This is a genomic window from Mesorhizobium sp. WSM4808 (genome assembly GCF_055811675.1).
This window is the reverse complement of sequence record NZ_JBVVQX010000013.1, coordinates 168,423-189,412: the sequence shown is the minus strand read 5'-3', so window position 1 is coordinate 189,412 and position 20,990 is coordinate 168,423. Positions and strand designations below refer to the sequence as shown.

General features: G+C 61.5%; 25 protein-coding genes, 1 tRNA gene and 1 pseudogene. 7 read left to right on the top strand and 20 right to left on the bottom strand.

The features are described 5' to 3' along the window. Positions 1–9 precede the first annotated feature (9 nt). The 7 genes from AC0L2U_RS23420 to AC0L2U_RS23390 form a co-directional block, all read right to left on the bottom strand. The gene (locus tag AC0L2U_RS23420; protein WP_127810572.1) at positions 10–243 is read right to left on the bottom strand and encodes a DUF6434 domain-containing protein; all 234 of its coding nucleotides are present in this window, start codon (positions 241–243) and stop codon (positions 10–12) included. A 73-nt stretch (positions 244–316) separates the two neighbouring features. After that, positions 317–1,300 carry a class II fructose-bisphosphatase gene (gene glpX / locus AC0L2U_RS23415; RefSeq protein WP_473602725.1) on the bottom strand — a complete coding sequence of 328 codons (984 nt, stop codon included), beginning with the start codon at positions 1,298–1,300 and terminating at the stop codon, positions 317–319. A 204-nt stretch (positions 1,301–1,504) separates the two neighbouring features. Beyond that, positions 1,505–1,672, bottom strand: coding sequence for a Thivi_2564 family membrane protein (locus tag AC0L2U_RS23410; RefSeq protein WP_013531988.1), 168 nt, complete (start codon positions 1,670–1,672; stop codon positions 1,505–1,507). Positions 1,673–1,742: 70 nt separating this feature from the next. Then, positions 1,743–2,099 (bottom strand): ElaB/YgaM/YqjD family protein, encoded by a 357-nt coding sequence (locus AC0L2U_RS23405; RefSeq protein WP_292679901.1) that lies wholly within the window; start codon positions 2,097–2,099, stop codon positions 1,743–1,745. A gap of 132 nt (positions 2,100–2,231) precedes the next feature. Continuing rightward, positions 2,232–3,545, bottom strand: a complete 1,314-nt coding sequence (locus tag AC0L2U_RS23400; protein WP_127301770.1) for a homoserine dehydrogenase — start codon at positions 3,543–3,545, stop codon at positions 2,232–2,234. 47 nt (positions 3,546–3,592) lie between these two features. Continuing rightward, entirely contained in the window at positions 3,593–4,810 is a 1,218-nt protein-coding gene (locus tag AC0L2U_RS23395) for an LL-diaminopimelate aminotransferase (protein ID WP_023810473.1), read from the bottom strand. A 45-nt stretch (positions 4,811–4,855) separates the two neighbouring features. Continuing rightward, the gene (locus tag AC0L2U_RS23390) at positions 4,856–5,248 is read right to left on the bottom strand and encodes a hypothetical protein (protein WP_127269945.1); all 393 of its coding nucleotides are present in this window, start codon (positions 5,246–5,248) and stop codon (positions 4,856–4,858) included. 97 nt (positions 5,249–5,345) lie between these two features. On the opposite strand from AC0L2U_RS23390, the gene phaC reads away from it, so the two are divergent. The 3 genes from phaC (at position 5,346) to AC0L2U_RS23375 (ending at position 9,159) form a co-directional block, all read left to right on the top strand. Further along, a complete protein-coding gene (gene phaC, locus AC0L2U_RS23385; RefSeq protein ID WP_127396079.1) occupies positions 5,346–7,181 on the top strand; it encodes a class I poly(R)-hydroxyalkanoic acid synthase in 1,836 nt (611 codons plus the stop codon). A 216-nt stretch (positions 7,182–7,397) separates the two neighbouring features. Next, complete coding sequence (locus AC0L2U_RS23380) at positions 7,398–8,645, top strand: YcbK family protein (protein WP_127396080.1); 1,248 nt, start codon at positions 7,398–7,400, stop codon at positions 8,643–8,645. 439 nt (positions 8,646–9,084) lie between these two features. Continuing rightward, positions 9,085–9,159: transfer RNA gene (locus tag AC0L2U_RS23375), tRNA-Glu, on the top strand. A gap of 378 nt (positions 9,160–9,537) precedes the next feature. Here the strand turns inward: AC0L2U_RS23375 and AC0L2U_RS23370 are convergent. The 9 genes from AC0L2U_RS23370 to AC0L2U_RS23330 all read right to left on the bottom strand — a co-directional run bounded on the left by AC0L2U_RS23370 (position 9,538) and on the right by AC0L2U_RS23330 (position 14,663). Continuing rightward, positions 9,538–9,840 (bottom strand): DUF1330 domain-containing protein, encoded by a 303-nt coding sequence (locus tag AC0L2U_RS23370; protein ID WP_127327465.1) that lies wholly within the window; start codon positions 9,838–9,840, stop codon positions 9,538–9,540. Between the two features lie 114 nt (positions 9,841–9,954). Next, positions 9,955–10,197 carry a hypothetical protein gene (locus AC0L2U_RS23365; RefSeq protein WP_127396081.1) on the bottom strand — a complete coding sequence of 81 codons (243 nt, stop codon included), beginning with the start codon at positions 10,195–10,197 and terminating at the stop codon, positions 9,955–9,957. 411 nt (positions 10,198–10,608) lie between these two features. Beyond that, positions 10,609–11,016 (bottom strand): TadE/TadG family type IV pilus assembly protein, encoded by a 408-nt coding sequence (locus AC0L2U_RS23360; protein ID WP_127270088.1) that lies wholly within the window; start codon positions 11,014–11,016, stop codon positions 10,609–10,611. Then, positions 11,006–11,446 carry a TadE/TadG family type IV pilus assembly protein gene (locus AC0L2U_RS23355; protein WP_245466311.1) on the bottom strand — a complete coding sequence of 147 codons (441 nt, stop codon included), beginning with the start codon at positions 11,444–11,446 and terminating at the stop codon, positions 11,006–11,008. The genes AC0L2U_RS23360 and AC0L2U_RS23355 overlap by 11 nt, the downstream gene beginning before the upstream one ends. Before the next feature lie 4 nt (positions 11,447–11,450). Beyond that, positions 11,451–12,677, bottom strand: coding sequence for a pilus assembly protein TadG-related protein (locus AC0L2U_RS23350; protein WP_164873857.1), 1,227 nt, complete (start codon positions 12,675–12,677; stop codon positions 11,451–11,453). A 280-nt stretch (positions 12,678–12,957) separates the two neighbouring features. Then, the gene (locus tag AC0L2U_RS23345; RefSeq protein ID WP_245481740.1) at positions 12,958–13,386 is read right to left on the bottom strand and encodes a DUF6074 family protein; all 429 of its coding nucleotides are present in this window, start codon (positions 13,384–13,386) and stop codon (positions 12,958–12,960) included. A gap of 46 nt (positions 13,387–13,432) precedes the next feature. Next, entirely contained in the window at positions 13,433–13,729 is a 297-nt protein-coding gene (locus tag AC0L2U_RS23340; protein ID WP_127271426.1) for a DUF982 domain-containing protein, read from the bottom strand. 160 nt (positions 13,730–13,889) lie between these two features. Further along, positions 13,890–14,129 carry a hypothetical protein gene (locus tag AC0L2U_RS23335; protein ID WP_127396082.1) on the bottom strand — a complete coding sequence of 80 codons (240 nt, stop codon included), beginning with the start codon at positions 14,127–14,129 and terminating at the stop codon, positions 13,890–13,892. 111 nt (positions 14,130–14,240) lie between these two features. Beyond that, positions 14,241–14,663: a hypothetical protein gene (locus tag AC0L2U_RS23330; RefSeq protein ID WP_127272230.1), complete on the bottom strand. Its 423-nt coding sequence runs from the start codon at positions 14,661–14,663 to the stop codon at positions 14,241–14,243. 200 nt (positions 14,664–14,863) lie between these two features. Between AC0L2U_RS23330 and map the strand changes: the two genes are divergently transcribed. Then, positions 14,864–15,691, top strand: coding sequence for a type I methionyl aminopeptidase (gene map / locus AC0L2U_RS23325; RefSeq protein WP_013532002.1), 828 nt, complete (start codon positions 14,864–14,866; stop codon positions 15,689–15,691). A gap of 26 nt (positions 15,692–15,717) precedes the next feature. Here map and AC0L2U_RS23320 read toward each other — a convergent pair whose 3' ends face one another. The 3 genes from AC0L2U_RS23320 to AC0L2U_RS23310 are packed head-to-tail and all read right to left on the bottom strand — an operon-like array spanning position 15,718 to position 18,700. Then, positions 15,718–17,043 carry a HAMP domain-containing sensor histidine kinase gene (locus AC0L2U_RS23320; protein WP_128363540.1) on the bottom strand — a complete coding sequence of 442 codons (1,326 nt, stop codon included), beginning with the start codon at positions 17,041–17,043 and terminating at the stop codon, positions 15,718–15,720. Next, positions 17,040–17,801 (bottom strand): response regulator, encoded by a 762-nt coding sequence (locus tag AC0L2U_RS23315; protein WP_032900681.1) that lies wholly within the window; start codon positions 17,799–17,801, stop codon positions 17,040–17,042. Before AC0L2U_RS23315 ends, AC0L2U_RS23320 begins: the two co-directional genes overlap by 4 nt. 41 nt (positions 17,802–17,842) lie before the next feature. Continuing rightward, a complete protein-coding gene (locus AC0L2U_RS23310) occupies positions 17,843–18,700 on the bottom strand; it encodes a MipA/OmpV family protein (protein ID WP_473602724.1) in 858 nt (285 codons plus the stop codon). 234 nt (positions 18,701–18,934) lie between these two features. On the opposite strand from AC0L2U_RS23310, the gene radC reads away from it, so the two are divergent. Then, entirely contained in the window at positions 18,935–19,696 is a 762-nt protein-coding gene (radC, locus tag AC0L2U_RS23305) for a RadC family protein (protein ID WP_127810578.1), read from the top strand. Positions 19,697–19,743: 47 nt separating this feature from the next. On the opposite strand, the pseudogene AC0L2U_RS23300 reads toward radC, so the two are convergent. After that, a pseudogene (locus AC0L2U_RS23300) lies at positions 19,744–20,247 on the bottom strand (DJ-1/PfpI family protein); the annotation flags it as partial. Between the two features lie 143 nt (positions 20,248–20,390). Here AC0L2U_RS23300 and AC0L2U_RS23295 point away from each other — a divergent pair. Both AC0L2U_RS23295 and AC0L2U_RS23290 read left to right on the top strand, forming a co-directional pair. Continuing rightward, positions 20,391–20,636: a hypothetical protein gene (locus AC0L2U_RS23295; protein ID WP_128290064.1), complete on the top strand. Its 246-nt coding sequence runs from the start codon at positions 20,391–20,393 to the stop codon at positions 20,634–20,636. Between the two features lie 164 nt (positions 20,637–20,800). Then, on the top strand, positions 20,801–20,990 hold a 190-nt coding region (locus tag AC0L2U_RS23290; RefSeq protein WP_473602723.1), incomplete at its 3' end, for a hypothetical protein.

Here is a 20,990-nt window from a genome sequence, read left to right as displayed (position 1 = left end):
CGAAATAAGTCAAGAAAACTGCGCTTTCGGCTTTTCAGCCTGGCGCCGAAGCCATTCGTCGGCCGCATCGCCCATCGTCTTTTCCACACCGTCCTTGAGCCAAGCCATGAAAGGCCGGTCGAACCTGAATGCATCGCCGCATTCCCGGATGAGAAAGCGACGCACATTCTGGGTGTTGCGATAGGACTTTGTGATGGCGGTGGCACGCGAAATCGGATCCGCATGCCAGTCGAACGGTTTCATCGTCAAATCCTTGCAGCCAGCATCGGATGCGCCCGAATGGCTAGCAATTGCAAGGTGGCTTCGCAAGCGAGCGTCAGAACTTATCCAGACCCTGATGGCGGGCCTTGATCTCGCGCACCGTCCGCGACGACGAGCGCAGCACGATCGTGTGGGTGGTGATGTAATTGTGGCCGAACTTGACGCCAGCCAGCATGTTGCCGTCGGTGACACCGGTGGCCGCGAACAGCACATCGCCGCGCGCCATGTCCTCCGTCCGATAGACCCGTTTCGGATTGGAAATACCCATCTTTGCCGCGCGAGCAACCTTTTCCGGCGTGTCGAGGATCAGCCTGCCTTGCATCTGGCCGCCGGTGCAGCGCAGCGCGGCAGCGGCCAGCACGCCCTCTGGTGCGCCGCCAGTGCCGAGATAGATGTCGATGCCGGTTTCTTCCGGATCCGTGGTGTGGATGACGCCGGCGACATCGCCATCGCCGATCAGCCGGATCGCGGCACCCGTGGCGCGCACGGCATCGATCAGCCTGGCATGACGTGGCCGGTCGAGAATGCAGGTGGTGATATCCGATATCGCCACGCCCTTCGCCCTGGCGAGGCTGGCGATGTTCTCAGCCGCCGAGGCGTCGATGTCGATGACGCCGTCCGCATAGCCCGGACCGATGGCGATCTTGTCCATGTAGACGTCGGTCGCAAACAGCAGGCTGCCCTTTTCGGCGATCGCGATGACCGCGAGTGCATTGGGCAGGTTCTTGGCGCAAATCGTCGTGCCTTCGAGCGGATCGAGCGCGATATCGACGGCCGGACCTTTGCCGGAGCCGACTTCCTCGCCGATGTAGAGCATCGGCGCCTCGTCGCGCTCGCCTTCGCCGATCACCACAGTGCCCTTGATGGCAAGCCGGTTGAGTTCCTGGCGCATGGCGTCGACTGCGACCTGGTCGGCCGCCTTTTCGTCGCCGCGCCCGCGCAGCCTGGCGGCCGCGACGGCGGCTCGTTCGGTGACGCGCACCAGTTCCATGGTGAGTATCCGGTCAAGGCCGGCGACGATGTTCTGGGCCACATTCATCTGGTGATTTCCTCGTTGGCAATGCGGCCTCCCGCCGGAGGCGGGCCTGTTTTGTCAAACCAGCATGACAACGGCAAGACCTACCGAGGATTTTATCGAATAACCAACAATATCAATCGATTAAACCGCATCCTGAAACGAGACTGGCCCGATCGCCGTGCGCCGGGCCAGTCTCAAAACGGTAAAAATGGCGGCGTTCGCGGCCTAGAAAACCGCGAGGTATTTGAGCAGTGAAATGATGCCGATGATGATGACGATGACCTGAACTATCTGTCTCATCCGGCCATCGAGCGGCAGGCGTTGAACCAGATAGAGAACGAGGATGATGACGAGGAATGTGATCAGGATGCCGATCAATGCTGATGAAGCCATGGTGCCCTCCTTAAAGTGATTTGCTGAAAACAAGAGAGTGGGCCGGAAGCCCGGCCCTATCGCGCTGCGGTCAATACCAGCGGCGGGAGGTATCGTTCGTCGATTGACCAATGGCGAAGCCGGTCAGAAAGCCGAGCAGGCCGATCACGCCGACCAAAGCTGTCGTCGTACCTGGATTTTCACGCGCGACCTCCGAAACAGCCTGAGCCTGGCTGCGCAGCTGTTGCGCCGTACGCGAAGCGCGGCTCGCGGCCGTGTCGTACAACTCGGACGCCTGTTCGCCGGCGTCGTCGAGCATCTCCGCGCCCCGCGCCGAAATGCTCTTGTTGATCTTGGTGATCTCCTTGCGCAAATCGGCAATCTGCTTTTCCAGCGTCTTCTGGATGTCGTCGATATTAGGGGTGTCGGACTTGTTGGTATCGGCCATGAAGCGGTTCCTCTGGTTGCTGACCAAGAGAACGGCGACGACACCAATTCGTTCCCGCGTGGCGGCTGTCCCCACCAGACCAGACCTCAATGCCTGCGGGATTCCTGTCCCGCAGGGCCCATCGGGCGAAAGCTACCCTGCCCGCTCGATGCGGATGACCTGCGGCTTGTCGGTCAGATGGCCATCCTTGGTGATGCCATCGACGGCCTTGCGCACAGCAGCCTCGGTCGTCTCGTGGGTGACGAGGATCACCGTCTTCTGTGCCGCCGCCTCGCCATTGACCGCGTGCTGGACGATCGATTCCAATGAAATGTCATTATCGGCCATGCGCTTGGCGATTGCCGCGAAAACGCCGATGCGGTCATGCACGGTCAACCGGATGAAATAGCCGCCGGCATGGCTGCGCATCTGCGCCTTCTTGTAGGGTTTCAGCTCCTTCGCCGGCCGTCCAAAGACCGGACCATGCTGGAAGCCTGGCCGGCTCTTGGCGATGTCGGCGATGTCGCCGATGACGGCCGAGGCGGTGGCGTTGCCGCCGGCACCGGGGCCTGACAGCAGCAGTTCGCCCAGAATGTCGGTCTCGATCGCCACCGCATTGGTGACGCCATGCACCTGCGCGATGACCGATGCCGTCGGCACCATCGTCGGATGCACGCGCTGCTCGATGCCGCTCTCGGTGCGCTGGGCGACACCCAGCAGCTTGATCCGGTAGCCAAGATCGGCGGCCGCGCGGATGTCGGCCTGGGTGATGTTGGAGATACCTTCCATATAGATGTCGTTGGCGGCGATCCTGGTGCCAAAGGCAAGGCTGGTCAGGATCGACAGCTTGTGCGCGGTGTCGTGGCCCTCGATGTCGAACGTCGGATCGGCTTCGGCATAGCCCAGCCGCTGCGCGTCCTTCAGGCAAGCATCGAACGAGATGCCCTCGGCCTCCATGCGCGTCAGGATGTAGTTGCAGGTGCCGTTGAGGATGCCGAACACGCGCGTAACCGAATTTCCGGCCATCGCCTCGCGCATGGTCTTGATGACGGGAATGCCGCCCGCCACCGCCGCCTCATAGTTGAGCAGAACACCCTTTTTCTCGGCGATCTCGGCCAGCGCCACGCCATGCTTGGCCAGCAGCGCCTTGTTGGCGGTGACGACGTGACGGCCGGCTTCGAGTGCCGCTTTCACCGACGAGCGCGCCGGGCCCTCGTCGCCGCCGATCAGTTCGACGAACACGTCGATTTCTGCGGTCTGCGCCATCTTGACCGGATCGTCGAACCACTTTGCCGAGCTCAGATCGACGCCGCGATCGCGCTTCTGGTCGCGCGCCGAGACGGCGGTGACGATCACGTCACGGCCGCACTGGCGGGTCAGTTCCACCGCTTTGTCGCGCAGCACGCGCGCCACCGACGCGCCAACGGTGCCGAGGCCGGCAATTCCAACACGCAATGCTTCAGCCATGTCCGGCGACGTCCCTCAAAGTCAGATCGAATTTGCGTGCGGCAAGCTTACCGGTGAGCGGAGAGCGGCACGACATTGTTGGGCTGCTTGGCGCTGGTCGACAGGAAGCGCTTGATGTTGCGCGCCGCCTGCCGGATCCTGTGCTCGTTCTCGACCAGAGCGACGCGCACGAATTCGTCGCCATGCTCGCCGAAGCCAACACCGGGCGCCACGGCCACGTCGGCATGTTCGATGAGCAGCTTGGAGAATTCGAGCGAGCCGAGATGTCGGAACGGCTCCGGGATTGGCGCCCAGGCGAACATCGATGCCGCCGGTGCCGGAATGGTCCAGCCAGCGCGGCCGAAGGCATCGACCATCACGTCGCGGCGCTTGTGGTAGATGTCGCGCACTTCGGCGATGTCGGCGCCGTCGCCATTGAGCGCATGTGCCGCCGCCACCTGGATCGGCGTGAAGGCGCCGTAGTCGAGATAGGATTTCACCCGCGTCAGCGCCGAGATCAGCCGCTCGTTGCCGACGGCAAAGCCCATCCGCCAACCGGGCATGGAGAAGGTCTTCGACATGGAGGTGAATTCGACGCAAACGTCGATCGCGCCAGGCACCTGCAGCACCGAGGGCGGCGGATTGCCGTCGAAATAGATCTCCGAATAGGCAAGGTCGGACAGGATGATGATGTCGTTCTTCTTGGCGAAGGCGACCACATCCTTGTAGAAATCGAGCGAGGCGACCAGCGCCGTGGGGTTCGACGGATAGTTGAGGATCAGCGCCAGCGGCTTCGGGATCGAATGTTTGACTCCGCGCTCGAGCGCCGGGATGAAGCCGTCGTCCGGCTCCACCTGCAGCGAGCGGATGACGCCACCAGACATGATGAAGCCGAAGGCATGGATCGGATAGGTCGGGTTCGGGCACAGGATCACGTCGCCGGGCGCCGTGATCGCCTGCGCCATGTTGGCGAAGCCTTCCTTCGAGCCAAGCGTGGCCACCACTTGCGTGTCGGGGTTGAGCTTCACGCCGAAGCGCCTGCCATAGTAGGCGGCCTGGGCCCGACGCAGGCCCGGAATGCCGCGCGACGAGGAATAGCGATGCGTGCGCGGGTCGCGCACGACCTCGCACAATTTGTCGACGATAGCCTTGGGCGTCGGCAGGTCCGGATTGCCCATGCCGAGGTCGATGATGTCGGCGCCACGCGATCGGGCGCTGGCCTTGAGCCGGTTGACCTGCTCGAACACGTAAGGCGGAAGCCGGCGAACCTTGTGAAATTCTTCCATGGCAGTTCCAGACAGCGAAGGGGGTGTTGGGCGCGCGCTATATACTTATTTGCAGGTAGGGTCGAGGGCGGGGTCGCATTTGGCTTCGATCTGCTTCAGCGTTTCGTCGCCATGCTTCTTGGCCAGATCCGTCAGCGCCGCCTGGTTGGCGACCTTCGGGCCGCCGCCCTTTGCCGCCTGCGCATTCTCATCCGCCTTCAATTGCGCGAGCTTGGCGTTCTTCTCGGCTTCGGTGAACTGAGGCGCCGCCACTTGCGGCTTGATGTTCAGGTTCGGAAAGGTGCCGGTATCCTTCGGCCCCGTACCCGCAGCGACAGGCGTCGGGCCATTCGTGTTGGTGCTCGAGCACCCGGCAATCCCGATGAGGACGATCGCCGCGCCGATGCGGCAAAAATGTCCAGCACCGAAAAAAACAGTTTCGCCAATATTAATCGTCATATTGTTTCCTTGGCAGCCGAGGTAGAGCGAGATTGGCCCGGTCGGATGTCCCATGTTAATATGTCAAGAAAAGGCCTCGGGAGGAACCCCGCCAACCATGTCCAAAACACCCGATTCGGGCAAAGCGGAAGATGACGAGCCTTCGACCGTCGAGCAATATCTGGTGAAGGACCCGGAACGCTTCGCCCTGAACATGGCGCGCATGATCGAGCAGGCCGGCAAGGCCGCTTCCGCCTGGGCCGAGCCGCGCGAAAAAGGCGACGTGCGCGACCATGTCGCTGAGCCCGTTGTCGATATGGTGAAGACCTTTTCCAAGCTCAGCGAATACTGGCTTGCCGATCCGCAGCGCGCGCTGGAAGCGCAGACGCGGCTGTTCTCCGGCTATATGACGGTCTGGGCCAACGCCATTCAGCGCACCAGCAACGCCGCGCAAGACACCGAAGACGCGGTCAAGCCGGAGCGCGGCGACAAGCGGTTCCTCGACCCGGAATGGGGCCGCAACGCCTTCTTCGATTTCCTCAAGCAGGCCTATCTCGTCACCTCGCGCTGGGCGGCCGATCTGGTCGAGCACGCCGAAGGCCTTGACGAGCACACCCGCCACAAGGCCGGCTTTTACGTCAAGCAGGTGTCCAACGCCATCTCGCCGTCGAATTTCATCCTGACCAATCCGGAACTGTTCCGTGAAACCGTCGCGTCGAACGGCGAAAACCTGGTGCGCGGCATGAAGATGCTGGCCGAGGACATCGCCGCCGGCAAGGGCGACCTGAAGCTGCGGCAGGCCGACTACTCGCCCTTCGAGATCGGCAGGAACATCGCCACCACTCCTGGCAAGGTGGTCGGCCGCAGCGACGTCGCCGAAATCATCCAGTACGACCCGGCGACCGAGACGGTGCTCAAGCGGCCCTTGCTGATCTGCCCGCCATGGATCAACAAATTCTACATCCTCGATTTGAACCCGCAGAAATCCTTCATTCGCTGGGCGGTTGAACAGGGCCACACCGTGTTCGTCATCTCCTGGATCAATCCGGACGAGCGCCACGGCACCAAGAGTTGGGAAGCCTATATCCGCGAGGGTCTGCAATACGGCCTCGACACCGTCGAGAAAGCCACCGGCGAACGCGACGTCAACGCGATCGGCTATTGCGTTGGCGGCACGCTTCTGGCGGCGGCACTGGCGCTGATGGCGCAAGAGGGCGACGACCGCATAAAATCGGCTACCTTCTTCACCACGCAGGTCGACTTCACCTATGCAGGCGACCTGAAAGTGTTCGTCGACGAAGAACAGGTCGCCGCTGTGGAAAAGTCGATGAGCGAAAAGGGCTATCTCGACGGCACCAAGATGGCGACCGCCTTCAACATGCTGCGCTCAGGCGACCTGATCTGGCCCTATGTCGTCAACAACTACATGCGCGGCAAGGATCCCCTGCCCTTCGACCTGCTCTACTGGAATGCAGATTCCACCCGCATGGCGGCGGCCAATCACTCTTTCTACCTGCGCAACTGCTATCTCGAGAACAACCTTTCGCAAGGCACGATGGAACTGGCGGGCCACACGGTCTCGCTTGGGGACATCACCATCCCGGTCTACAACCTCGCCTCCAAGGAAGATCACATCGCGCCGGCGCTTTCGGTGTTCCTCGGTTCGAAATATTTCGGCGGCACGGTCGAGTATGTGATGGCCGGGTCGGGCCATATCGCAGGGGTCGTCAATCCGCCGGCATCCAACAAATACCAGTACTGGACCGGGGGTACGCCGACGGGCGACTTCAGCCAGTGGATAGCCAATGCCACCGACCATCCAGGATCCTGGTGGCCGCACTGGCAAGACTGGATAGAGGCCAAGGACAACACCCGCGTGCCTGCCCGCAAACCGGGCAAGCATATGAAAACCTTGGGTGATGCTCCCGGCACCTATGTGAAAGTACGTGTGTAACGGACTGTAATGTGTGGTGAGTTGACGGACCGCCAAAAGCGGGCGAAATGGTGTCGTCAACCATCAAGCGGCCGTAATTCGGCAATCACCGCAAAAATACTTCCAGGCTTGCGGATTTGACACATGTCTCGTTTCCGGATCGGAGACAAAGGTCACCCTGGCATCGACGCATGCGTGTGGCGCCAAGGATATACCGACCGGACATCGAGGGGGAATTTGACTTTGAAATCAGCAGGATGGAGCCTCGCAAAGGGAGAACGCCGCGCCATTGTGGCAGCGCTCTGCTCCTTGCTTCTGGCCTCCTGCACTTCGGCTGGCGACCCGACAATGTCGGTCGGAATGCCCGGTTACAATGCCACCGCATCGGATATGAATGCCGCCTCAAGTGGCAAGTCGGCCGCTGTCGCCGATTCGTCCGAGATCACGACCGAGCAGTCGACCGTGATGACGAGCGATACGGCGCTGCCTGAAAAAGTCGCCTACGTGCCTATGTCCAAACCGGGAGCTGCCTTTCCGCTGACCACGCCGGCGGGCGCCGAAACCATCGTTGGAAACACGCCGCAATCGCTGACGCAGCAGGCACAGACCGCGCAGCAAACCGACGCGGTCGCCCAGCAGATTGCCGCGGTCGACGGCGACGTGGCGGCGCCGAAGCCCGCTGCCGCTCCGGCCATGAACAACCCGGTCTATGTGACGGCTGGCGAGATGCCGCAGGCCGAAGCACCAAAGAAGAAAGGCTTCCTCGCCTCGATGTTTGGCGCAACGCCAGCCTCGGCGACACCATCCCCCATCATCAGCAACGCCCGGACGGGCGAGCAGCCCCCGGCGCAGGCAAAAGCGGCGCCAGCAGCGGCAAAGCCGATCATCACGCTGGCCTCGGCCAATTCCACGGCCAAGCCGGTGCAACTGGCTTCGCTCGGTGGCGATAGCGGTCACATCACCGGCAGCGATGCCCTGCCCGGCGTGCGCCAGACGGCCCTGTTCGAGATCAAGCGCAAGTCCGGCCTGGACGACGAAAGCGACGTCGACCTCAACGAGGATGAGGGGCCAATCGGCGGCTCCTATCAGGTTGCGTCAGCCGCCGGCATGGCCCGGTTGGCGCCCAACGGGCTGCTCAAGCAGAACGAAAGCGTCGATGTGGCCTGCCTGAAGCCGTCGCTGGTGCGCGTGCTGAAGACGATCGAAGGCCACTACGGCCGCAAGATGACGGTGACGTCAGGCTATCGCGACCCGGCCCGCAACCGGCGCGCCAACGGCGCCAAGAATTCGCTGCACATGTATTGCGCCGCCGCCGATATCCAGGTTCCCGGCGTTTCGAAATGGGAACTGGCGAGCTACATCAGAAGCATGCCCGGCCGCGGCGGCGTCGGCACGTACTGCCACACAGAATCGGTTCACGTCGACGTCGGCCCCGAGCGCGACTGGAACTGGCGCTGCCGCCGGCGCAGCGGCGGTGACGGCTAGTCTAGCAGACGGTCTTAGGCCTATTAGCAGCCAAGATCGTACCGGTGACCATTCTGAGCATTCGGGATTAGCCGAAGCCTCCCACAAACTTCGTCATCCTAGGGCGAAGCAGGAGCGAAGCTCCGTCGCGAGACCCTGGGATCCATGCCGCGACGGCTGTCGAGGAATGCGACGGAGCAGAATTCTGCACCGTGGTGATGCGTTTGAGTCGCGGCATGAATCCCTTGGGTTGCGGAGCAGCTCCAGGGGTCTGCGCTGCGTCGCTGCGCTCCTTGCTCCGCCCGAGGATGACGAAACGATGGGTGTCGCCGCTAATTATCAAAGCCTGCCAACCCTCGGGAAATCGTTGATTTGGCTGGCCCGGAAAAAAGTTGTCCAAGGTGGCACCTGACGGGTTGCCGGTTGCGCACAACGCCAGTATAAGCCGCTTCGTCTGAGCGCGCCCATCGTCTAGCGGTTAGGACACCGCCCTTTCACGGCGGTAACAGGGGTTCGATTCCCCTTGGGCGTACCAGAAAAATAATGCGTTTAGCGCAAACCTCCCTCCCAATGTGGCCAATTTCGACTGGCTCCCTGCCGCGGTCTTCAACTGACGCGCAGCTTCCGCGATCACACCATAGGCTAACGCGGCCACACAGGTCATAATCCTGCTACAAAGTGGTCGATTCCTCAGGGATGTAGCCGCTCCAAGAGCCCGCCGCAGGTCGCCCCCGTGGCGGGCTTTTCGTTGCACGGTCGAGTTGGGTTCTCGGGCACCGCGACAAATGAGAAAGCCCCGCAGTGGTAAGCCCGCATTTATTGCCTGGTTTCCCGGCTTTAAACAGCTGACTTCGCGGTGTACGGATTCGGGCGCAAAAGCCGGATACTACCTGATGAACGCGAGCCACCACGGTCAAAGAGTGGGTGTTGCAACCCCCTCAAGCGCAATGATCCTGGTGTTGGCGCAACGCTTCCGGATTTCAATAAGGCGGGCGTATTCCGGCGAATTGTACCAGCCCATCAACGACGTCATGTCGGGGAATTCGATAATAACCAAACGGTGTGGCTCCCAATCGCCCTCCAAAACCTTGGTCGCACCGCCACGACCTAGATATCTCCCACCATAACGCTCCTCGGTGGCTGGCACATCCCGCCGGTATTCCTCGAACGCGGCAGCGTCCTTTACGTCTACATCCGCGATCAGATAGGCGGCCATTTGCGCTTCCTCCTTCTCGACGGCGCCCGACCGTTACGGTCCGGTCCCGGGGGCGGGGCCTGTCGGTTAAGACGACTCTCTTCAGCGCTTCAACCGGCATCCGCCAACGCGAAGTCAAAAGCCTGTTATAATCCACGGATTGGCGTCGTATCCGAGGCGCGGCTCTGCCTTTGCGCCGCTATCTTCCGATTTGGCTGTTCCCGTGAAACCACAGTCCAGATTTGGAGCGGGCTTCTTGGCTGACGGGTTGGTGGAACATAAAGCGGCGGCGTCACTGACCGCCGCCTTCTTTTCCTTGGCAACAGCGATACCAGTCGCAGCGAAAACGACAGCCACGCAAAATACAGCCACTCTCATTGGAACCCCCATATTGCACCCGACAGATGGTCGGACATGACCTAGCGTCACCTTAATATTAGCACTACGAAATATATTATCTAGCCCCGTGCCATCAAAAGCAGGCTGATTGCCAAGCTTGCATCGTGACCGCCAAAACCGGTGCCGATCTGGACACCAGCCGGCATGAGTCGCATTCTGCTCGTGGAGAAGGACCTGGATCGACAAAACACAGGGGCTGATCAGGCCAACGCTGGCGGGACCGGGCCCTGCGCAGTCGCCGGAGGCGTCTGTCACACAACATTGTGTCGTGGGCGCTGATCCTCATGGCGATAACCATTCTCGGCGGTCTGATCGCGCTCAAGGCGTATCTGATCGCGCTCAAGGCGTACAAGTAAGCAGAGCCCCAGCGCGAGGCTATCAGGCCACAGCCTAGCCGCTGCCAAGCAGCGGCACCGTAACGGTTGTCGCGTAGTTGATCGGGAAGGAACTGAAGTAGGGAAAGTCGATGACGAAGGCATAGGCGGCGGTCAGATGCGCCATGCGGAAGCCGCCGCTCACGGGGTCGATGGCGATGGTGACGTTCACGTCCTTGAACCCCAAGGCCTGCAATTTCTGCGTGGCGATCGATTGAATGTCGGCCTGGGTCAGCGTGTTTTTAAGCTGCAGCGAGCGCGCTGACGTCTCCAGCGTATAGCGAACACTGGAGACCGAGTGCATCGACCAGCCAAAGGCGAAGATTCCGAACAGCAGCATGACAAGGAAGGGCGCGATCAGCGCGAACTCCAGCCCGGCCCCGCCCGATCGATCCCGCCGGAACGCGCTTACCCTAGCGGACACGGATCGTCTCCTGGTGACCGATGACGGTGGAAGTGGCAAAGGCGCCGAAGGCAATTGGCGGCACCCAGGTGCCCGATGCCTGTATCTGGACATAGACCGCTGGCACCTTCGGCCCACTGCACATGGTGGACGCGTCGACCACCGTCGCCCCGCACATACGGATGCGGCTTAGCGTGACCTGGCCGTCTTCCGGCCGATTTTCCCAGCTCGCAATGGCAAGGGCCTGGGTCGCCGCATCATCGGTCGATCCGCTCATGACCAGGTTCGCGGCGGTCTTCACACCGGCGCGCATCGACAGTGAACTCGTTACGTAGGACCAGCCGTCCAGAATGCCAAGCAGCACCAGGCACAGAATCGGCAGCACCATCGCGAACTCGACCGCCGCAACGCCCGAATCATCGCCAAGGATCGGAATCGATCGGTGACGCACGGCGCTACTCGGACAGTGCCACGGACCGCGCGGCTGGAATGTTGGGCACTCCGAGGCTCGAGCAATCCTGACTGATGGTTGAGTTACCGGACCATTGGATCGTGTTGGCGACGACCCTGGTGCAGCCGCCATTGCCCGAGAAATTGCCAAGATAGTTCACTTGCTGCTTAGGGAAATAGATGGCCCCGGTCAAAAGCGAGTCCGCGGTGCCGTTGAACGTGCTGGATGCGCTCATGCCGGTCCTGTCGCCGTAGAACAGAACGCCTGAATAGGTGCCCGAAGTCGCCGCGCTGAGCTTCACGGACGCATTGCCATTCATGCTGACCGTCGAACTGCCCGACATGAAGATGGTCACCCCGCTGCCGGTGATGGCTGCGTTGGCGTTTATCTTGAAACTGCCCTGGACGACATAGACGCCGGGCGAAAGCGTGACATTGCCCTTCAGGTTCATGCCGCTGCAATAGGTGCCTGGACCGAGCGTCGCCTTGTTGTCGTTCTGGCAGGGGGTTGCGGCCACTGGGGCCGGCAGGTCGACAAAGGGATCGCCGGCAGGCAGTGCCTGGGTGATCGGGGCCGCGCAGACGGTGGTGACGGGATTGCTGAGAGAGACCCCGCCCGCCGATATAAGACAATCGGCCTGCAGACCAGCCGAGCCCTGAAGCTTGATGGCGTCCGAAGCGATCGAATTGGACATGACCGAGCAGCCGTTGAGCTTAACGCTGGTGCTGCCGGAAAACAGCGCCGCCTGCGAAGCGGACGGATCGAGCGCGAGCATGCAGGCACTCGAGGCATCGGTAATAACGGCCACCGCCCTCGCCTGTTCGGGGACCTTGTCCTGCGTGAAGATCAGGGTGAACATCCGGTCGAGCTGCTGGCCGACGATCACCTCGACCGCTTTTTTCGCCGTATTCGGTCCGGACGCCGGCGGCGTATTGACGACGATCGTGCCCGAACCCAGTCCGTTCGACGCCGCGGACTGGGTCGCGGCCGCGACGATCGTCGGCTTGTCGGAACCCGAAATCTGTTCGAGCGCACCGGCATAGGCGGCTGCATCGGCCGTCGCCTGCAATCTCAGGCTGTTGTAGTACCAATAGGAGGTCTCGACGCCGAAGCCCGCAGCGCCGACAACGACCGGCAAGGTGAGGGCAAAAATGGTGGCGACATTTGCGCCCGTGCTCCGGCGCAGGGCGTCCATTACAAGCCGAACACGGGTGAAGCTACTCAAGGCCATGGATTAAATTAGAAAGCACGCATAAATGAACGAATGGCTAAAAAGTTCGTTGCATTTTTGAGCAGTGGTCGATTGGCTTCAAAAAAAGTGTTTCGCTGGCTGACCTACGCGCAAGCGCGTCGATGTCTCAGAGTGGGCCGCCCCTCAAGGCCGGCGGGAAATTGCCGGATTCGCAGCCGAGACCGCGCGAACAACGACCGGGTCTCCGAAAACCACACCGGAGCAAACGTATTTACAAATTATTGAAGCATGTATTGAGGCTGGAGGTTCAGGATTTGCTTCAAGCGGAAAGAATTGGCATCGACTCTGCGACCGTATCAGCCAACATCTCTCGCTGCACGGCCAGGAAAAACCTGCGCACTTCATCGCTGGCTGCCGTTCTGTCCCTGCCGGACCCGACGACGAGATCGAGCAACTCCGACGCCTTGGCTCTCCAGAACGAGGTGGCGGTCTCGCCATGCAGATTGCCGAGCTTGGCGGCAACCTCCCTGACCAAGAATACCTGACGGTCGATCGGGAATGCACGGACTTTTTCTGGGGACATCTTCCAAACCATGAGACTGACGCAACGAATCAACCATTGCCAACAAGCAAAGGCGTAGCCGGGAAGATGGAAACGGAAGCTTAACAGGGCCGGCCTTGGTGCGGTGCAGTCGTCGGGACGAAACGCGCGCAGCGGCGCGCTCACGACATTGCCGCGTGCGTTCAAACACGATCGCCGGTGTTTTGATCGGGCAACGAACAGGGCACAGCCCTCAGGCCTGGAGCGCCCTCGCCTCACCGCCGCGCTTGCGCGGCGTCATCATGTCCCTGGCCATCAGTCCACTGGCGCGGCAAAACGCCATGAACGCCCGGCAGGCATCCTCGGTCTTGACCACGTCCACCGTGGCGCCAAAGCAGGCGTTGAACGCTTTCTGATAGATCGGGCCCTGACGGCGCGCAGGCCAGTCCTGGAGAAAATCGAGCGCCTGTTCGACGCCATAGATTTCCTCGACTGGCAGACCGGGTCCAGGCGCTATGCGCACAGGCACCTCGAATTGCAGTCTATCCATTTCCTGTCTCCCGAACGGCATCGCCGAGGCAACGCCGTTCGTCGTCAAAAGTTGCTTTGACCGGCCTCTGGCCCAGAAATGTGTCGTCACTTGGGTCGCGGGCCGCCATGTCGCGCCAAACAAATCGCGCACCCGAGATCTGTCCTGGGGTGACATATGCTCACTGGTTCGCCGGATCCGTCTCCGCGTCGAAGGCCATGCGACTGGCGGTGATCAGTACAAATACCGTCGGCACGGCGAAGATGCCGCCGAGAACAAGGGCCGCCATCGCCGACAGGCCGAGCGTCTCGGCAACCGCCCAATAGACGGTTCCGATGCAGATGAGCGCCTGGACGCAGAGGAACGCGGCAGCCGAGGCCACGCGCGACAGGGTTTTGAAGGTCTTGATGCGTTGTTGCATTGAAAAAATCCGGAAATGACGCGCCGCGCGACCGCCGCGCGACCGACAGCCGCCGCACGATCACTACGCGAACAGGAATAGCGATGAGGTGGGGGTACGGCCCTGGGCCGCTCAGGCCGTGATGGTCGGGGGTGCGCGCGGCTGGTTGGTGCTCGCCCCGGGAACCGAGGCGGCCCCATATCCCGAAACCATCGCTCTTTGCGATGGCCGTTCGGCCCAAAGAAAAACAGCGTCGGGGACCGGAAGCGCGGGGTGGCCGCCGGCGAACTTGACCAGGACCGGACGGCCGGCACGAACCTCCAGCGCTTGCGCCTTGCCGGTGACACGCAGCAGCGCCGCCACTTCGCCCGACCGCTCGACACCGACGCTGACACCGCTTGGCGCAGACCCCGCAAAGCCTGACGCCACCGGCAGGCCGAAGCACAGCATCGCGAGCAGCACCATGCCCATCAGGCATGAGCACGCTGCCGTCAGCGGCGCTTCAGGCCATCCGGTTTGCCTGGCCGCCGCGAAGGGACGCGATCTCGAAAACATCACCCGCCCTAACGCACCATGGCCAGAAAGGGAAGCAAACCGGGCAAAAACCGGCAAGACATCGCCCTTGCGAGGCAAATATCGGGAAGCGCGCGGCCGCATCAGACAGTTCTTCCTTGAACCTTTTGCCCTCAAGTGCCAAATCTGGGGAAATTTTCACGCTGGCTCTCCTGCAGAGCCCTACCCGCTACACGGACAAAATGGTCACCTATCTCGACGCTGCCACGGCCCCGCTCAGAAATACCGGCCAGATCCGCCTCTATGGCGAGGACGGCTTTGCCGGCATGCGCAAGGCATGCGATCTCACCGCACGCTGCCTCGACGAGCTGGTGCCGATGGTCCAGCCCGGCGTCACCACCGAAGCAATAGACCGCTTCGTCTTCGAATTCGGCATGGACCACGGCGCGCTGCCGGCGACGCTCAACTATCGCGGCTACACGAAATCGTCCTGCACCTCGATCAACCATGTCGTCTGCCATGGCATTCCTGACAACAAGCCGCTCAAGGATGGCGACATCGTCAACATCGACGTCACCTACATCCTCGACGGCTGGCACGGCGATTCTTCGCGCATGTATCCGGTCGGCACGATCAAGCGCGCCGCCGAGCGGCTGCTCGAAGTCACGCATGAATGCCTGATGCGCGGCATTGCAGCGGTCAGGCCGGGCGCCCGCACCGGTGCCATCGGCGCCGCCATCCAGACCTTTGCCGAAGGCGAGCGCTGTTCGGTGGTGCGCGACTTCTGCGGCCACGGCGTCGGCCAGTTGTTCCATGACGCGCCGAACATCCTGCATTACGGCAGCGCCAATGAAGGCGTCGAGATGCGGCCAGGCATGATCTTCACCATCGAGCCGATGATCAATCTGGGCAGGCCGCATGTGAAGGTTCTGTCGGACGGCTGGACTGCGGTGACGCGCGACCGCTCGCTGTCGGCGCAGTACGAGCACACGATCGGCGTGACCGACACAGGGTGCGAGATTTTCACGCTGTCGCCCAAAAAGCTCGATCGCCCCGGCCTGCCGGCTTAGAGCGCGTCTACCCGGCAGGAGGCCGTCTATGCCGACTGCACGCCAGCGGCATTCGGCAGGTCGATGGTGACGACCAGTCCGCTGGGCTGGTTGTCCTGCAATTCGATCCTGCCGCCGTGGCCCTGGACGATGTCGGCAACGATCGAGAGGCCCAGACCGAAGCCATGCTTCGATGCAATGCCGCGCGACGCGTCTTCCTTGAAGAATGGTTCGAAAACACGGGCGCGTGCCGTCATCGGAATACCCGGCCCGTCGTCCCCTACCGTGATGCGCGCCGCCGTGCCGGTCGCTGTCAAGGCGACCGTGACGTTGCCAGCGAATTTGACCCCGTTGTCGCAGAGATTGGCGATCGCACGCGCCAATGCATTGGGCTTGCACCAGCCCAGGAGCCGGTCCGGCCCGGAATATGAGACAGGAAATCCGACATCGGAGAACTCGGCGCAGACGGTTTGCAGAACGCTGGCAATGTCGGCGAGCTGCAGCTTCTCCGTCGAAACATCGTTGCGCAGATAGGTCAGGGTCTCGTCGATCAAGATTTCGATGTGCTGGACATCGGACAGGATTGCGGTTCGGATGGGGCCATCATCCATACGCTCGGCGCGAAGCCGCAGCCGCGTCAACGGCGTGCGCAGATCATGACTGACACTGCGCAACATGCGCGTGCGGTTTTCGATCATCGTGCGGATGCGCGTCCTCATCCTGTTCAGGGCGCGCGCCAATCCCACCATTTCAATGGAGCCGTGTTCGACGAAGAGCTGGTCGCCATTCTCAATCTCGGCCGAACCGACTGCTGCCGAGATGCGCTTCAATGGATCCGTCACGGCCCAAACCGCAAACAGCCAGATCAGCACGGGCAAGGCGACGAAAGCCATGAACCTGTAGAACGAGGCACGGACGAGCCCCGATGTCAGCCAGGAATCGGGCATGCCAAAATGGGCCAGGACGTCCTGCTGGTCCAAGTCGATGACAAACGCGTATCGGCCGCCGATCCTTAGCCAGCGTCCATCAACCGTCCCCCTGTCGATACGCAAAAGCCATTCGACACTTCGCCATTGCAGATAGGACTGGGGAATGCCGGCTATCTGGTCCTTGGGCAATATCTCGAAATCAAAGCCGGCCCGCTTTGCTGTCGCCAGAATTGCGCCACGCGCCTCCGCCGGCGTTTCTTGCAACAAGGCAGCAACAACGCCTGCACGCCTTGCGTTATCTTCCGCGGCGGGAAGGTCGACGTTCTCTATGAAACTCTCAACGACCGAACCGACGAACATGATCACGATCACCGCGATGAAAATGATCGCCACAAACTGCCCACGCACGGACTGCGGCAGGAAACGGCGGAGGATATCACTCATGCTTCCTCCACCGTCGCGGTGAAGATATAGCCACCCAACCGAACGGTCCTCAAAAGCACCGGATCGCGCGCATCCTTTTCGATCTTCCTGCGGATTCGACTGATATGGACATCGACGCTACGCTCGATCGGCCCCGCGAGCCCGGCATGGGTTACGCCCAGAAGTTCCTCGCGAGAGAGAACCCGGCCCGCATTGCGACAAAAGGCAAGCAACAGGTCGAATTCATGCGTCGTGGTCGTAACCCGCGCATTGTTGGGGTCATGCAATTGCCGGCGTATTGGATCGAGGCGCCAGCCGTTGAAACGAAGCACCTTCGACCAGTCCCGCTCGTCTGGAGCATAGGCTGTGCGGCGCAGCAGCGCCCGTATCCTGGCCGTCAATTCGCGCGCGCTGAACGGTTTCGTCACATAGTCGTCGGCGCCGATTTCCAGCCCGAAGATGCGGTCGATTTCCTCACCGAGCGCGGTCAGCATCAGGATCGGAATGTTGGTTCCGGCCCGAAGACGGCGGCAGATGTTGAGACCGTTTTCGCCCGGCAGCATGACATCGAGCACGATGAGATCGAATTTCTGGTTGCGAAGCGCGGCGTTCATCTGGACGCCGCTCTCGGCAATTTCCACGATCATGCCGTTGTCGGTGAGCGTCTCGCCCAGCATGCGCGCGATCTCAAGATCGTCTTCGACAATGAGGATGCGCGAACCTTGCCTGGCCGACCTGGATTCGGCGCTCAAATCGCTTTGGTGCCGTTGCTGTGCCATTCCGGAGTTTGTCTAGCCTGCATTTGGTGCCTGGGTAGGCGTCAGAACCGATATCCGACGAGAAGCATCCCTGAAGGCTGGATCTTTTCGAGGACAACAGGGCTGTCGGCAGCGTCCCCCAAGAGAACACCGACCCCCGCTTCGCCGCGCACCATCCAGCTCTCGTCGAGCATATATGTGGCGGAAATCGAAAAATCGGCGCGCTTCAAACCGGCACCGGCATCATAGCGCGCCAGCCCCGAGCGAGCCGATTGTTCGGGCGTGACACCAAAATAGGCCTGCATGTAATTTTCGTCGGCGAAGACGGCGGACGCGCTGGCGCCGATCATCAACGATTGAGACAGAGGCCGGGTCACCTCGATCCCCACCCTGCCCTCAAGGCCATCGCTGCCGCCGATGGTCTTGTCGAGTTGCGCGAATATTTCGGCCGGACCGAACTTCGCCGCTGCCTTCACGCCGACCGTCGCGCCCATGTCGACGTCCCCCAAGCCGCGCAGATGGTCGGAGTCGTCTTCCTTGCGGCCCATCTCGTAGCCAAGCCGAGCGCTGAACGCGAACGGTCCTTGTTCATAGACGGCGATGTTGGCACCTGTCGGGTCGATCGTCACCGTGTCGAGGAATGTCGCCGTGACGAAAGGCACCGGCATGATCTTGAACTCATTGCTGCCTTCGTATTTGGGGACGATGATGGCGCCGCCGCCGACCACGACATGCCAGTCGGACAGTTTCCGTTCGATGCGCCCGAAACGGGAAGGCTCGGGCGGCGGGGTGAAATCGTCGGTATCGACGGCAATGGCGTCGGCCGCGAGCGCGCCCTCCGAATGGGCTGAAAGCAGGATTGCCATGGCCGCAAGAGATGCCCGGCGGGCAAACAGTCCAGAGTCAATTTTGGTGAACATGCGTGCTCCAGTATAGCGAGGCAACGAGCCTCCGATGGCGCCAACATGTCAGGTGAAAGTGGCCGCATGCGTTAAGTGATGTTAAGTTTTGTTGCGCAATCGTGGTTTCATCTTGCCGTGTGAGAAAGCCATAGCCACGATCTGCCGTGGGGCGTCTCGCGATCGGGGAACAGAACTGTTTCAATCCCGGCCAGAACAGTTCTAATGTCTGCGCTGGAGCAATGTGGGCGGTGTATGGGGAACACAAACGACGACGACGAGCGGAGTTTCTTCTCCGAAGCGCCGATGCGGCCTGCGGCGAAAGCCAAGGCGACGCTCGACGAAAAGCCGCATTACCTCGGTCACCGCGACCGACTGCGCGAGCGTTTTGCCCTGGCGGGTCCGGACGCCCTGCCCGATTACGAACTTCTGGAACTTCTGCTTTTTCGCCTGATCCCTCGTGCCGACACCAAACCGGCGGCCAAGGCGCTGCTGGCGCGCTTCGGCACGCTGGCCGAAGTGCTCGGGGCGCCGGTTGGCCTCTTGCAGGAAATCAAGGGCATTGGCCCTGCGGTGGCGCTCGATCTCAAGATCGTCGCGGCAACCGCGCAGCGCATGGCGCGCGGAGAGGTGCAGGGTCGCGAAGTCCTCTCGTCCTGGACACAGCTTCTTGCCTATTGCCGGTCGGTCATGGCCTTCGAGGCGCGCGAGCAGTTCCGCATCCTGTTCCTCGACAAGAAGAACGCGCTGATCGCCGACGAGGTTCAGCAGACAGGCACCGTCGACCATACCCCCGTCTATCCGCGCGAGGTGGTCAGGCGCGCCCTCGAACTCTCGGCCACCGCCATCATCCTGGTCCACAATCACCCGTCAGGCGACCCGACGCCGTCGCGCGCCGACATCGAGATGACGAAGCTGATTATCGAGACGGCAAAACCGCTTGGCATTGCCGTCCACGACCACATCATCATCGGCAGGAAAGGCCACTCCAGCATGAAGGGCCTGCTGCTGATCTGAAGCTTGATGCTACCTGCCTGGCCTGCCATGCGCATTTGGCGCGACGCTCAACGCCGATCGCGCCGGCAAATGCAGGGACCGGCGCTCAGCTGGGGCGCTGGCGCCGAGACCCGGCAAAAGGCTCGGGCGTGGCGGATTTCCGTTCCCAGCACCTTCAGGCATTCACGGATGAACGCCGCAAGCGCCGTCCAACCTTTGGCCGACACCATCGTCCCGTCCACATAGCCATCGGTGGGAGATAGATCGATGTAGGTGCCGCCAGCAAGCGTCACCTCCGGCTCGCAAGCCGCGAGCGCCGCCACCTTCTTGCCGCGGACGACGCCGTCGACCGCAATCAGAATCTGGACGCCATGGCAGATCGTGAAGATCGGCTTTTTCGCTTCGTGAAAATGACGCACCATCGCCTGCACGCGCTTGTCGGTGCGGATATATTCGGGGCCACGACCGCTGGCGCAGTAGACAGCATCGTACTGGCTCAACTGCTTCTCGGCGTCGGAAAAGGTCTTGTTGATCAGCGCGTTGTGACCGGGCTTTTCGGTGTAGGTCTGATCGCATCCGCCGCTGCTTCCCCGGTAACTAGGCCTGCAGCTCTGTCATATGGTGGTGTCGGTTTTCAGTACCCGCGAAATCGCCGCACTGACCGATATGCGGCGCAAAGCTGGCGCCGGTTGGTTAGTGCTTCGGTGAGACGCCGATGAGCGAACTGACCTTGCTCGCCCGGCTTAACAAGCGCGTGCTGCACGTGAACATCCGCATCGGCATCGGAGTGGACACAGACAAAACGCTGGAAGGACATTGGTCGGAGTCCCCGGTGAAGCGCGAACGTTTTCGCAATATCCAGGCCGAGTCTGCTCAAGCTGAGGCATCCAGCCGGTCGCGAAAGCTGCGGGGCTTGCTAGAGAGCTATGCAAATAGCGCGGGCTGGCGCTTGCAGTCTTAGTTCAATACTTACGCACCGCTGCTCCTAGCTAGCTGCAGCCAAAGGTGATCGGGGCATGTTGCACGATTGCCACATAACTGCAAAATCCAACAATTTTTATTGGCGATGGCTGGTGATGTGCCTGTCACTAGATTTGATGCGAATCGCTCTCGGAGGGGTGGCCGATGCAGTTTTATTTGATTTATTCGTGGTTACTGCGCGCGTCTCGGTCATGCTTCACTGTTCCATTGTGCGTTCTGGCATTCGCAGCGGCCGCGGCTAACCCGGCTTTTGCACAAACGATCTCGGTCGGCGACGTTGCCATTGTCGAGGGCGATGCGGGGACCACGTCAGCCCAGTTTGCGGTGACACTGA